The following is a 13,464-nucleotide window of genomic DNA, read 5'->3' as shown; positions in this document are numbered from 1 at the left end:
TTGCTGACGCTAAATTGGCCAGATATTGTCGATGATAATTTGCAGGCTGCGGTTACCACGAAACTCGTTGATGTCGAGCTTATAGGCCAGTTCCACTTCGCGCACGCCGTTGTCCGGCCAGCAGGTGGTGTCGACGTTAAAGGCGATACCGTCCAGCAGCGGCCCGCCGCCAACCGGCTCCACCATCACCTTCAGGTGCCGTTCCCCCACCAGACGCTGCTGGAGCAAACGAAAACGCCCGTCAAACAGCGGCTCCGGAAACATTTGCCCCCACGGGCCTGCGTCGCGCAGCATCTGCGCCACTTCCATCGTCATCTCAGCCGCGCTGAGCGGGCCGTCGGAAACCACTTCGCCCTGCAGCAGAGAAGGATCCAGCCAGTCAGTCACCAGCTCGCCAAAGCGTTGCTGAAACAGCTCAAACTGCGATTCCTCCAGCGACAATCCCGCCGCCATCGCATGGCCGCCAAATTTGATCATCAGCCCGGGATGCAGCGTATCTAACCGCTCCAGCGCATCGCGCATATGCAGCCCCTGGATCGAGCGGCCAGAACCTTTCAGTGTGCCGTCGCCCGCAGGCGCGAAAGCAATGACCGGACGGTGAAAGCGCTCTTTAATGCGTGACGCCAGGATCCCGACCACCCCCTGATGCCATTCGGGATGGTACATCGCCAGGCCGCCCGGCAGGGCGTCGCGACTGCGTTCAAGCTTCTCGCACAAGGCCAGCGCTTCCGCCTGCATTCCCTGTTCGATCTCCTTGCGCGTCTGGTTTAGCGCGTCCAGTTCATTCGCCAGCACGCGTGCTTCGCCAATGTTGTCGCACAGCAGTAACGCCACGCCGACGGACATATCATCCAGCCGACCCGCGGCATTCAGACGCGGTCCGAGTGCAAAACCCAGGTCGCTGGCGGCCAGCTTTTGCGGGTCGCGATTCGAGACTTCCAGCAGCGCTTTGATTCCTGGCCGACACTTCCCGGCGCGAATCCGGCTTAGCCCTTGCCACGTCAAAATACGGTTGTTGGCGTCCAGCGGTACCACGTCGGCGACGGTGCCGAGCGCCACGAGATCCAGCAGTTCCGCCAGATTCGGCGGCGTGATACCGCGTTCGTCAAACCAACCCTTATCACGCAAAAACGTGCGCAGCGCGAGCATCAGATAAAACGCGACGCCCACGCCCGCCAGCGACTTCGACGGGAAGTCGCAGTCACGCAGGTTTGGGTTGATAATGGCCTGAGCGGCAGGCAGCGTCTCGCCCGGGAGATGGTGATCGGTCACCACCACCGGTATCCCCAGCGCGCTGGCGTGATCGACGCCCGCATGAGAGGAGATGCCGTTATCAACAGTGACAATAAGCTGTGCGCCGCGAGCGTGGGCCTGATCGACCACTTCCGGACTCAGACCGTAGCCATCTTCAAAGCGGTTCGGCACCAGATAGCTGATGTTATCGCAACCCAAGGCGCGCATACCCAGCACGCTCAGGGCGGTACTGGTCGCGCCATCGGCGTCAAAGTCGCCGACCACGATAATCCGCGTCCCCTCGCGAAACGCGTTATAGAGGATCTCCACTGCTTTTTCGACGCCGCTTAGCTGCTGCCAGGGCAGCATGCCTTTTACGCTGCGTTCCAGATCCCGTGCGCTACGTACGCCGCGGCTGGCATACAAGCGGCGCAACAATGGCGAGAGGTCGGAAGGCAGTTCCGCCGTCTCATCGACCTCACGCCGACGAAGCTGTATCTGTTGTTTCACGCGAATTACTTACCGCTGGTCTGTTTCTGATGCGCGTCGAGGAACGCCTTCATCTCTTTCGGTCCCTGGTAGCCGGGAACCACATAGCCGTTATTCAGCACAATGGCTGGCGTCCCGCTGACGCCAAACTGCACGCCCAGCGCATAATGATCGGCAATATCCACGTCGCAGGTTGCCGCTTTCACGCCCTTGCCTGCCATCGCTTCGTCGAAGGCTTTGGTTTTGTCCTTCGCACACCAGATCGATTTCATATCCTGCTCAGCCTGGCTTTTCAGCCCCTGGCGCGGGAAGGCCAGGTAACGCACAGTGATCCCCAGCGCGTTGTAATCTTTCATCTCTTCATGCAGCTTGTGGCAATAGCCGCAGGTGATGTCAGTAAAAACGGTAATAACGTGTTTTTCCTGCGGCGCTTTATAGACGATCATCTCTTTTTCCAGCGCGTTCAGGCGCTTCATCAGCAACTGGTTGGTCACGTTTACCGGACTCGCGCCGCTGACGTCATACATCGGCCCCTGAATGATGTGTTTACCGTCTTCGGTGACATACAGTACGCCGCTGTTTGTCATCACCGTTTTCATCCCGGCAACCGGTGCGGGTTGGATATCGGTGCTCTGTACGCCCAGTTTTGTGAGCGACTGGCGAATCGCGGCGTCGTCAGCCTGCGCCAGACCAGAAAACGCGGCGGCCAGCAAGGTGAACATCATTAAACCTTTTTTCATATCTTTTCCTGTTCTTTCAGCCATCACGCTCTGGGGTGATGCTGTTGATGAAGTTGACGCAAGCGCTCGGTCGCGACGTGAGTATAAATCTGTGTGGTGGAGAGGTCGCTGTGTCCCAGCAGCATCTGCACCACGCGCAGGTCAGCGCCATGATTGAGCAAATGCGTGGCAAATGCGTGACGCAAAACGTGCGGCGACAGTTTCTCGCTGTCGATCCCCGCCAGCACGGCATAATGCTTAATGCGGTGCCAGAAGGTCTGGCGCGTCATCTGCTGCGCGCGCTGGCTGGGAAACAATACGTCAATGGAGGCGCCGTTAAGCAGCCATGGACGCCCATGTTCAAGGTAAGTCTCCAGCCAGTACACCGCTTCCTCGCCCAAAGGAACGAGGCGTTCTTTGTTGCCTTTGCCAATCACGCGGACCACCCCCTGACGCAGGCTGATGTCACTCATTGTCAGCCCCACAAGTTCAGAAACACGCAATCCGGTGGCATACAGAATCTCGAGCATCGCTTTATCGCGTAACTCCAGCGGTTGGTCAACCACCGGCGACTGTAATAATCTCTCAACTTGCGCTTCGCTAAGATCCTTCGGCAAGCGCTGCGGAAGTTTGGGCGACGCCAGCGCCGCGCTCGGATCGTCTGCGCGAATCTTTTCCCGATACAGATACTGGAACAGACGACGCACGGCGCTCAGCAGTCGCGCCGTACTGGTCGCTTTATAGCCACCGTCCATCCGCTCGGCCAGCAGCGCCTGCAGATCGTCGCTCTGAGCGGTTTCCAGCGACGCGTTACGGTGCGCCAGCCACTCCACCAGCATAGTGAGATCGCGACGATAGGCGCTCAGGGTATTTTCCGCCAGATTTTTCTCCAGCCACAGCGCATCAAGAAAGTGTTCAATGCGCGCGAGATCCTTTTCCACATCAGCCTCTTTGATTTTGCAAGCCGCCATTATGACTCAATGGTATGGGTTCTGGTACACTACGCCTAAAATCAAAGCAAATATTGAGACGTTTACGCGATGAATATGGGTCTTTTTTACGGTTCCAGCACCTGCTACACCGAGATGGCCGCGGAGAAAATTCGTGACATCATCGGCCCGGAACTGGTCACCCTTCATAACCTGAAAGACGACGCACCTGCCCTGATGGAGCAGTACGACGTGTTAATCCTCGGTATTCCTACCTGGGATTTTGGCGAAATTCAGGAGGACTGGGAAGCCGTCTGGGATCAACTGGACACACTCAACCTCGAAGGCAAAATTGTCGCGCTCTACGGGATGGGCGACCAGTTAGGCTACGGCGAATGGTTCCTTGACGCGCTGGGCATGCTGCATGACAAGCTGGCGACCAAAGGCGTAAAATTCGTCGGCTACTGGCCTACCGAAGGTTATGAGTTCACCAGCCCAAAACCGGTTATTGCCGATGGTCAGCTGTTTGTCGGTCTGGCGCTGGATGAAACCAACCAGTACGACCTTAGCGACGAGCGGATCCAGACCTGGTGTGAGCAAATTCTCGGCGAGATGGCGGAACACTACGCCTGAATGAGCTCAGTCTGACGGCACAGGGTTCTGCCTGTCCGTCAGCGTTATCGTTGCATTGACTGTTGCAGCATCAGCCGACATAAATCCCGCCACTCCGCTTCATCCATGCTGTCCGCTGCAAGCCACAAATGCTGGCGCTTCCCGCTTTCTGAACGCAGGCGCAGCATCATGCCGGTTTTGATGATCCAGGGCGCGCTGACGATTGTCCATTCACGCCCTTGCCATCGAAGCCGACCGTCCATTAGCAGTTTCACCTCGCCCTGACAGGCGTTTATTCGACGCTGACTGCGGACGCAGTCAAACACCACCAGCGACAGTAAAATCATCCACAGCGGGGTGTAGCTCAGCGGCCAGGGCATTAACAAAATCGCCGCGGCCACCAGCCCATGCAGGAGCAGCGACAACCACTGCGCGCGCCACGAGACGCGGAGATCAGATTGCCACAGGACCACGATCCCGATTCCGTGTCTGGATGAGTCGTACCATCTGTTCCAGCTCAACATCCGCTGGTTTACCGTGGTTCATTAACCAGTTGAATAAATCGGGATCGTCGCATTCCAGCAGACGGACAAAAATGCGTTTTTCATCATCGCTTAACGTATCGTATTCATGTTCGAAAAACGGCATGATGGAAATATCGAGTTCACGCATACCGCGACGGCATGCCCAGTGAATACGTGCTTTGTTGTTAATATCCATGTTCTTCTTCCTGTCTTACGAAAATGAACGACCCGGCTATTGTAACGTGTTTTTCATCATAATTTACGGGAATATCAGTATTCGGAAGCACGATCGCTAATTAAAACCACAAAGAGACAATGGGTTCATTGTTTCTGGATGACGCCTCGCAATGCGAAAAATAAGGCACAAATGGGATGAGTAAAGCGCTTGCATTAGGCACTGGCTCTTTTACCATTAGTCATTATTACTGCGTTAAGCAAATCAGGACATTATTATGGCATTTACTCCATTTCCTCCCCGTCAGCCGTCAGCCTCCGCGCGTTTGCCGCTGACGCTGATGACGCTTGATGACTGGGCGCTGGCTACCATTACCGGCGCCGACAGCGAAAAATATATCCAGGGTCAGGTCACTGCCGACGTGAGCCAACTGGATGAGCACCAGCATGTTCTGGCGGCGCATTGCGATGCTAAAGGCAAAATGTGGAGCAACTTGCGCTTGTTCCGTGACAACGACGGTTTCGCCTGGATTGAGCGCCGCAGTCTGCGTGACGCTCAGCTCACCGAACTGAAAAAATATGCCGTGTTCTCGAAAGTGGTTATCGCGCCGGATGACGAGCGCGTGCTGCTCGGCGTTGCTGGTTTTCAGGCGCGTGCGGCGCTGGCGAACAGTTTCAGCGTACTGCCGGACGCCGAAAAGCCGGTTGCTCGTGATGGCGTTACCACGCTGTTATGGTTTGAACATCCGGCAGAGCGTTTTCTGTTGATCACCGATGCCGCAACCGCGGAAGCCGTCAGCGAAAAATTGCGCGGCGAAGCAGAACTGAACAACAGCCAACAATGGCTGGCGCTGGATATCGAAGCCGGTATTCCGGTCATTGACGCGGCAAACAGCGCGCAGTTTATTCCGCAGGCTACTAACATTCAGGCGCTGGGCGGCATCAGCTTTAAAAAAGGCTGCTATACCGGCCAGGAAATGGTCGCCCGGGCGAAATTCCGCGGCGCCAATAAGCGCGCGCTGTGGTATCTGGCCGGTAAAGCCAGCCGGGTCCCGGAAGCGGGTGACGATCTGGAATTGCAGATGGGTGAGAACTGGCGCCGCACCGGCACAGTGCTCGCTGCGGCGCAGCTCGACGATGGTCAGCTGTTGGTGCAGGTGGTGATGAACAACGACATGGAAGCTGACAGCGTATTCCGCGTTCGTGACGATGCCAATACGCTACACATCGAACCGCTGCCCTATTCGCTGGAGGAGTAAAAACCGACCCAGTGGCGCGGCGTCTGACGGCGCTGCGCTTACCAGACCTACCGCTCGGTTAGAAGCCGGATGAGGTGCTCACCGATATCCGGCATACAAACTACGCCTGACCGACGTACAGATAAATCGCGAGGAAATGGCAGACGCTGCCGCCGAGTACAAAGCCGTGCCAGATGGCATGGTTATAAGGTATGCGCTTACATACGTAGAAAATAACGCCCAGCGAGTAGACCACGCCGCCGACTGCCAACAACGTCACACCGCCTGCCGCCAGCTTGATCGCCAGTTGATACACGACAATCAACGACAGCCAGCCCATCGTCAGATAGGTCACCAGCGACAGCACCTTAAACCGGTGCGCAATTGTCAGCTTGAACAAAATGCCCAGCAGCGCCAGACTCCAGATCACAATCATCAGACCACGCGCCAGCGGTGAGTCCAGTCCCACCAGCAAAAACGGCGTATAAGTACCGGCAATCAACAGATAGATCGCGCAGTGGTCGAATTTCTTCAGCCATACTTTGGCGCGCTGATGTGGGATGGCGTGATACAACGTGGAGGCCAGAAACAGCAGAATCATACTGCCGCCATACAGACTGTAGCTGGTAATCACCGTGGCGCTGGCGTTCATATCCACCGCCTGAACCAGTAACAGCACCAGGCCGACAATACCAAACACCAGCCCAATACCATGACTGATGCTGTTGGCGATTTCCTCTGCCAGTGAATATCCCTGTGCGATTAATGGCTTTTGAACCATAGCTTACTCCGGAGAAACGAACATATTCGTGATTGCTCCTCTAGCGTAACTGAGAATAGTTCCAGTGAACACCTGTTAGCTAAAATATTTCCACTTTTAAATTTAATCAATAAATATCAATGACTTGAATTTACCATTTCAACTTACAGCTGTTCGGTAAAATCAAACACATTTAAAATCAATCACATAAAACTGCTTCTCATTTGGGTAAATGTCAGCGATTACCTGCTTTAGCTCATCAAGCGTCATATTTTCCTGTCGTGCATGTTCTTCCGTCAGCGTGTCCAGCGTCACTGTCGACGTCCCCACCACGTTAATCGTGCAAAAATAACCATCATCTTCATAACGCCCCACCCGCAGAACATCGCCTGCTTTAAAGTGCGCTTCAGAAGCATCGCGAATGGTGATGGTTTTCCGGCCTGCCAGAATATCGTCCTGGAAGCGCTGAAAAAAAGTGATGTCATTGGACTGCATGTTATTATTTCCTGAAGATCAAGTCAGATGAGTGAGTTTTGCCATTGTGAGTATGTTCTCCCACGCCGCCGTCGCCAGTCTCAACAATATCGAGATGTTGGTCTACAACTATGTCATTAAAAACCGTGACAAAGTGATCTACATGACCATCCGCGAGCTGGCCGACGCGGCAGGGGTTTCCACCACCACCGTGTTACGCTTCTGCCGCAAACTCAGTTGCGAAGGCTACTCAGAATTTCGCGTACGTTTTAAATTATATGTAGAGCAAAATGAACCGCAACAGACAAACTTTGGCGCCAGCGAAATCATTAGTTTCTTTAAAGGCGTAAATAATGACGAATTTGATCAGTTACTCGATCGAGCCGTCGAGATAATATTGTCTTCTGAACGCATTATATTTGTCGGTGCCGGGACGTCCGGCGCCTTAGCGAAATACGGCGCGCGTTTTTTCTCGAATGTGGGTAAATTCAGTAACCATATTGACGACCCTTATTTTCCGGTCACTAACGATATGGCGCGTAATGCGCTGGCGATTGTGCTTTCAGTTTCGGGCGAAACCGAGGAGATCCTGCGTTTTGCCAGCCAGTTCAGCCTGCATAAGTGTAAGGTCCTGTCGGTCACCAGCCATGAACATTCGCGCCTGGCAAAACTGGCCGACTTTAATCTCTCCTGGCACGTCCCGCAAACCCGTATTGGCGGCGTATACGATATTACTACGCAAATTCCGGTGATTTATATTCTTGAGACGCTTGGTCGCAAGCTGGCAAAAAAATTAGCGTAAAAACAGGGTGTTTTTTGGTGGTAACAAATTACCGCTGCGCTATTTTGTTATATCGTGACATTTACCTTCCCTTTGTTAGACTCAAATCCGTTTGTATGAATTTGAGATAACCTGACGATGAACACACTCACCTTACCGAAAGATTTTTTATGGGGCGGCGCAGTCGCAGCGCATCAGGTGGAAGGCGGCTGGAATAAAGGCGGCAAAGGACCGAGCATTTGTGATGTGCTGACCGGCGGCGCGCACGGCGTACCGCGTGAAATCACCCGGGAAGTGGTGCCGGGCAAATACTACCCGAATCACGACGCGGTGGACTTCTATGGTCACTATAAAGAAGACATCAAACTGTTTGCCGAAATGGGCTTCAAATGTTTTCGCACATCGATTGCCTGGACGCGCATTTTTCCACAGGGCGATGAAACGCAACCCAATGAAGAGGGGCTGAAGTTTTACGATGACATGTTCGATGAGTTGCTTAAGTACAACATTGAACCGGTCATCACCCTCTCCCACTTTGAAATGCCGCTGCATCTGGTAGAGCAATACGGTGGCTGGACGAACCGTAAGGTGGTCGATTTCTTTGTTCGTTTCGCTGAAGTGGTGTTTGAACGCTACAAGCACAAGGTCAAATACTGGATGACCTTCAACGAGATCAACAACCAGCGTAACTGGCGCGCGCCGCTGTTTGGCTACTGTTGCTCCGGCGTGGTATATACCGAGCATGACAATCCGGAAGAAACCCTCTATCAGGTGCTGCATCATCAGTTTGTCGCCAGTGCGCTGGCGGTGAAAGCGGCGCGGCGCATCAACCCGGAAATGAAGGTCGGTTGTATGCTGGCCATGGTGGCGCTGTATCCCTTCTCCTGTAAGCCGGAAGATGTGATGTTCGCTCAGGAGTCGATGCGTGAGCGCTATGTTTTCACCGACGTCCAATTACGCGGATATTATCCTTCTTACGTGCTGAACGAATGGGCGCGCCGCGGCTTTACCATTCACATGGAAGAAGGCGACACGGACATTTTACGTGAAGGCACCTGCGACTATTTAGGCTTCAGCTACTATATGACCAACGCGGTGAAAGCGGAAGGCGGCAGCGGCGACGCCATTTCCGGCTTTGAAGGCAGCGTGCCGAACCCGCACGTGAAAGCCTCTGACTGGGGCTGGCAGATCGATCCGGTGGGTCTGCGTTATTCCCTCTGCGAACTGTACGAGCGCTATCAGAAACCGTTGTTTATCGTCGAAAACGGCTTTGGCGCTTACGATAAAGTCGAGGAAGACGGCAGCATTAATGACGACTATCGCATCGACTACCTGCGCGCCCACATCGCGGAAATGATCAAAGCGGTGACTTACGATGGCGTGGATCTGATGGGTTACACCCCGTGGGGCTGCATCGACTGCGTCTCGTTCACAACGGGTCAGTACAGTAAGCGCTACGGCTTTATTTACGTCAACAAACACGACGACGGTACCGGCGATATGTCACGCTCACGCAAAAAAAGTTTTGAGTGGTATAAAAAAGTGATTGCCAGTAACGGCGAAGAGCTTTAACCCTTTACGCCGGGTGGCGGCTTCGCCTGACCCGGCCTGGACAGGGCCGCGGTGGGACTTACTTCCCCCCGGCCAGTTCCAGAAAACTCCCCGTCACGTATGACGCCTTCTCACTTAATAGCCAGACGATCGCCTGCGCCACCTCTTCCGGCTGACCGCCGCGCTGCATTGGCAGCATTGACTTCACTCGATCCACCCGCCCGGGCTCGCCGCCGGAAGCATGAATATCGGTATAAATCAGTCCAGGACGAACGCAGTTGACGCGGATGCCCTGCGCCGCCACTTCCAGTGATAATCCCGTCGTAAGGGAATCGACGGCGCCTTTTGACGCCGCATAATCCACATATTCCCCCGGTGCGCCTAACCGTGACGCCGCAGAGGACACATTCACAATCGCCCCGCCTTTACCTCCGTGCCTGAACGACATGCGTTTAACCGCTTCACGACAGCAGAGAAAATACCCCGTCACGTTAGTTGCCAGCACGCGGTTGATCCGCTCAGCGGTCAAATACTCAACCGTGCTTTGTTCAAACAGGATACCTGCATTATTGACCAGCGCGGTTAGCGGCTCGTTTTCACTATCGATAGCGGCGAACATCGCCACGACCTGCGCCTCGTCGCTAATGTCAGCGCGCAGGGCAAAAGCCTTGCCGCCCGCGGCCGTTATCGCCTGTACGACCTCGGTTGCCGCGCGGATATTATGATGAAAATTCACGGCGACGGTATAACCTTCGCACGCCAGTTGCAGCGCGGTGGCCCTGCCAATTCCCCGACTGGCGCCGGTGACCAGTGCAATTCCCATACTCTTTCCCCCACAAAAAAGCCGAGCGGCAGTGACGCTCACCCGGCCTACAATGTCACTGACACAGCGGAATGATTACTGGTATTCGCTCATCGGTACGCAGGAGCAGAACAGGTTACGGTCGCCGTAAACATCATCAAGACGCTTCACGGTCGGCCAATACTTATTCGCCACCCCCGCCGGGAACACCGCGACTTCGCGGCTGTAGCTGTGATGCCATTCTGCCACCAGCTCGTTCTGGGTATGCGGCGCGTTCACCAGCGGGTTATCGTCCAGCGACCACTCACCCGCTTTCACGCGATCGATCTCCGCACGAATCGCCAGCATCGCATTGATAAAGCGATCCAGCTCGACCTTACTTTCAGATTCCGTTGGTTCCACCATCAACGTGCCCGCTACCGGGAACGACATGGTCGGCGCATGGAAGCCGTAGTCGATCAGGCGCTTAGCAATATCCAGTTCGCTGATGCCCGTCTCTTCTTTCAGTGGACGAATGTCGAGAATACATTCGTGCGCCACGCGACCGTCGCGGCCGGTATACAGCACCGGGAACGCGTCTTTCAGACGGCTGGCGATATAGTTGGCATTGAGAATCGCCACCTGGCTTGCCTGCTTTAAGCCCTCCGCGCCCATCATCCGGATGTACATCCAACTGATCGGCAGAATAGACGCACTGCCAAACGGTGCGGCGGAAACCGCGCCCTGACGAGTCAGCATTCCTTCAATCTGTACCACGCTGTGGCCCGGCACAAACGGCGCCAGGTGCGCTTTCACGCCAATCGGCCCCATGCCCGGGCCGCCGCCGCCGTGCGGAATACAGAAGGTTTTATGCAGGTTAAGGTGCGAAACATCCGCGCCGATAAAGCCTGGCGAGGTAATGCCAACCTGAGCGTTCATATTCGCCCCGTCAAGGTATACCTGACCGCCAAACTGATGAACGATCTCGCACACTTCACGGATCGTCTCTTCATACACGCCGTGGGTGGAGGGGTAGGTCACCATGATGCAGGAGAGATTTTCGCCCGCCTGCTCTGCCTTCGCGCGCAGATCGGCAAGATCGATGTTACCGTTCTTGTCGCAAGCGACAACCACAACCTGCATCCCTGCCATTTGTGCAGAGGCCGGGTTAGTACCGTGGGCGGAGGCCGGGATCAGGCAAATATCACGATGCCCTTCGTTACGGCTTTCATGGTAATGACGAATCGCCAGCAGACCAGCATATTCCCCCTGCGCGCCGGAGTTTGGTTGCATGCAAACGGCGTCATAGCCGGTCAGTTTCACCAGCCAGTCGGCAAGCTGGCTGATCATCTGCTGGTAACCTTCCGCCTGCTCCGGTGGACAGAACGGATGCAGTTCAGCGAATTCCGGCCAGGTGATTGGGATCATCTCTGCCGCCGCGTTCAGCTTCATCGTGCAGGAGCCCAGCGGGATCATCGCCTGATTCAGCGCCAGATCTTTGCGCTCAAGCGAGTGCATGTAGCGCATCATTTCGGTTTCGCTGTGATAGCGGTTAAATACCGGATGACTCAGGATCGCGTCGTCACGCAGCATACTTTGCTGAACAGAGCGGCTGTCATGGGCGACGTCTTTGTCCAGTGCGTCTACGTTCAGACCGTGATCGTCGCCGAGCAGGACGGTAAAAAGTTGCTCTACGTGTTCACGGGTTGTGGTTTCATCCAGAGTAATGCCCACTGCGCTGATGATATCACTGCGCAGATTAAATTCTGCGGCTTCCGCACGCGCCAGCACCGCGGCTTTATCTGCCACTTCCACACACAGGGTATCGAAGTAGTGCGCATGACGCAGTTTCAGCCCTTTTTGCTGCAAACCTGCCGCCAGAATATCCGTCAGGCGGTGAATACGATTTGCGATACGTTTCAGGCCAACCGGACCGTGATATACCGCATACAGGCTGGCAATATTCGCCAGCAGCACCTGTGAGGTACAGATGTTGGAGTTGGCTTTTTCACGACGGATGTGCTGTTCGCGCGTCTGCATCGCCATGCGCAGCGCGGTGTTACCCGCCGCATCTTTCGATACGCCAATGATTCGGCCCGGCATGGAGCGTTTAAATTCATCTTTTGCCGCAAAGAAGGCTGCGTGTGGACCGCCGTAGCCCATCGGCACGCCAAAGCGCTGGGCGGAGCCGAACACAATGTCCGCGCCCTGTTTGCCCGGCGCCGTCAACAGCACCAGCGCCATAAAATCGGCCGCGACGCTGACAATCACCTTCCGCCCCTTCAGTTCGCTAATCAGCGCGCGGTAATCGTGCACTTCGCCGGTGGTGCCGACCTGCTGCAACAGCACGCCAAAGACGTCCTGATGATCCAGCACCTTTTCGGCGTCATCGACAATCACGTCAAAACCGAAGGTTTCCGCACGCGTCCGCACGACATCCAGCGTTTGCGGATGGACGTCAGCGGCGACGAAGAAACGGTTGGCGTTCTTCAGTTTGCTCACCCGCTTCGCCATCGCCATGGCTTCTGCTGCGGCAGTCGCTTCATCGAGCAGCGAGGCAGACGCCATATCCAGACCGGTCAAATCCAGCGTTACCTGCTGGAAGTTGAGCAGCGCTTCCAGACGGCCCTGAGACACTTCCGGCTGGTATGGCGTGTAAGCGGTGTACCAGCCCGGGTTTTCCAGCATATTGCGCAGGATCACCGGCGGTAACTGCACGGCGGTGTAACCCATACCAATGAAGGAGGTGAAGCGCTTGTTACGTCCGGCGATGGCTTTTAATTCAGCCAGCGCTGCATATTCTGTCGCCGCCTCGCCCACCTGCGGCGGTGTGGCAAGCTGAATATCTTTCGGCACAATCTGGCCGATCAGCGCATTTAACGACTCGGCGCCAACCGTATTCAGCATTTCTTGCTGCTGCGCGGCGTCCGGTCCGATATGGCGTTCAATGAAAGCGCCGCTGTTTTCAAGCTGGCTTAACGTCTGTGTCATGGGCGATGGTTCCTGAAACGTGCAGTGAATCGTGATTGTCTTTAACTCAATTGCCCGGTGGCGATACGCTTACCGGGCCTGGGCGTATAAAACGAATATGCAGAATCATTCGCGTTGCAGGAGGGCGGCGACGCAGAGGATCCCCAGGCGCTTAGGTGAGTCAGTGACCGGGGTAAGCCACGCCTGCAGCGTGAAGGATGCAGCGTAA

At 55.3% G+C, this 13,464-nt stretch carries 13 protein-coding genes; 4 read left to right on the top strand and 9 right to left on the bottom strand.

The window, feature by feature from the left end; translation table 11 throughout:
* Nucleotides 1-9: 9 nt before the first annotated feature.
* From recJ to xerD, 3 genes are read right to left on the bottom strand one after another with little or no spacing between them, the layout of a single operon-like run.
* A complete protein-coding gene (gene recJ / locus JY391_RS03890) occupies nt 10-1,743 on the bottom strand; it encodes a single-stranded-DNA-specific exonuclease RecJ (RefSeq protein WP_211935246.1) in 1,734 nt (577 codons plus the stop codon).
* Between the two features lie 5 nt (nt 1,744-1,748).
* Complete coding sequence (gene dsbC, locus JY391_RS03885) at nt 1,749-2,462, bottom strand: bifunctional protein-disulfide isomerase/oxidoreductase DsbC (RefSeq protein WP_211935245.1); 714 nt, start codon at nt 2,460-2,462, stop codon at nt 1,749-1,751.
* 23 nt (nt 2,463-2,485) lie between these two features.
* Nucleotides 2,486-3,382, bottom strand: a complete 897-nt coding sequence (xerD, locus tag JY391_RS03880) for a site-specific tyrosine recombinase XerD (RefSeq protein WP_042292373.1) — start codon at nt 3,380-3,382, stop codon at nt 2,486-2,488.
* Nucleotides 3,383-3,481: 99 nt separating this feature from the next.
* On the opposite strand from xerD, the gene fldB reads away from it, so the two are divergent.
* The gene (gene fldB, locus JY391_RS03875; protein ID WP_042292135.1) at nt 3,482-4,003 is read left to right on the top strand and encodes a flavodoxin FldB; all 522 of its coding nucleotides are present in this window, start codon (nt 3,482-3,484) and stop codon (nt 4,001-4,003) included.
* Between the two features lie 44 nt (nt 4,004-4,047).
* Here fldB and JY391_RS03870 read toward each other — a convergent pair whose 3' ends face one another.
* Together JY391_RS03870 and sdhE are read right to left on the bottom strand one after the other, a co-directional pair.
* Entirely contained in the window at nt 4,048-4,455 is a 408-nt protein-coding gene (locus JY391_RS03870) for a protein YgfX (protein ID WP_042292137.1), read from the bottom strand.
* The gene (gene sdhE / locus JY391_RS03865) at nt 4,436-4,702 is read right to left on the bottom strand and encodes an FAD assembly factor SdhE (protein WP_042292140.1); all 267 of its coding nucleotides are present in this window, start codon (nt 4,700-4,702) and stop codon (nt 4,436-4,438) included. Before sdhE ends, JY391_RS03870 begins: the two co-directional genes overlap by 20 nt.
* 256 nt (nt 4,703-4,958) lie before the next feature.
* Between sdhE and ygfZ the strand changes: the two genes are divergently transcribed.
* Nucleotides 4,959-5,939 carry a tRNA-modifying protein YgfZ gene (ygfZ, locus tag JY391_RS03860; protein WP_181822563.1) on the top strand — a complete coding sequence of 327 codons (981 nt, stop codon included), beginning with the start codon at nt 4,959-4,961 and terminating at the stop codon, nt 5,937-5,939.
* Nucleotides 5,940-6,039: 100 nt separating this feature from the next.
* Here the strand turns inward: ygfZ and trhA are convergent, their stop codons facing one another.
* On the bottom strand, nt 6,040-6,699 hold the full coding sequence (trhA, locus tag JY391_RS03855) for a PAQR family membrane homeostasis protein TrhA (protein ID WP_211935244.1): 660 nt from the start codon (nt 6,697-6,699) through the stop codon (nt 6,040-6,042).
* Between the two features lie 162 nt (nt 6,700-6,861).
* Nucleotides 6,862-7,173: a N(4)-acetylcytidine aminohydrolase gene (gene yqfB, locus JY391_RS03850; RefSeq protein ID WP_042292149.1), complete on the bottom strand. Its 312-nt coding sequence runs from the start codon at nt 7,171-7,173 to the stop codon at nt 6,862-6,864.
* A 52-nt stretch (nt 7,174-7,225) separates the two neighbouring features.
* Between yqfB and JY391_RS03845 the strand changes: the two genes are divergently transcribed.
* Both JY391_RS03845 and JY391_RS03840 read left to right on the top strand, forming a co-directional pair.
* The gene (locus JY391_RS03845) at nt 7,226-7,954 is read left to right on the top strand and encodes a MurR/RpiR family transcriptional regulator (RefSeq protein WP_060569471.1); all 729 of its coding nucleotides are present in this window, start codon (nt 7,226-7,228) and stop codon (nt 7,952-7,954) included.
* A 117-nt stretch (nt 7,955-8,071) separates the two neighbouring features.
* Nucleotides 8,072-9,505 carry a 6-phospho-beta-glucosidase gene (locus tag JY391_RS03840; protein ID WP_205612322.1) on the top strand — a complete coding sequence of 478 codons (1,434 nt, stop codon included), beginning with the start codon at nt 8,072-8,074 and terminating at the stop codon, nt 9,503-9,505.
* 58 nt (nt 9,506-9,563) lie between these two features.
* Here JY391_RS03840 and JY391_RS03835 read toward each other — a convergent pair whose 3' ends face one another.
* The gene (locus JY391_RS03835; RefSeq protein WP_042292156.1) at nt 9,564-10,307 is read right to left on the bottom strand and encodes an SDR family oxidoreductase; all 744 of its coding nucleotides are present in this window, start codon (nt 10,305-10,307) and stop codon (nt 9,564-9,566) included.
* Between the two features lie 75 nt (nt 10,308-10,382).
* Entirely contained in the window at nt 10,383-13,256 is a 2,874-nt protein-coding gene (gene gcvP, locus JY391_RS03830) for an aminomethyl-transferring glycine dehydrogenase (protein ID WP_211935243.1), read from the bottom strand.
* Nucleotides 13,257-13,464: the final 208 nt, after the last annotated feature.

The sequence above is a fragment of the Citrobacter sedlakii genome (assembly GCF_018128425.1).
Taxonomy (GTDB): Bacteria; Pseudomonadota; Gammaproteobacteria; order Enterobacterales; family Enterobacteriaceae; genus Citrobacter_A; species Citrobacter_A sedlakii.
This window is presented reverse-complemented; position numbering and strand designations above follow the sequence as displayed.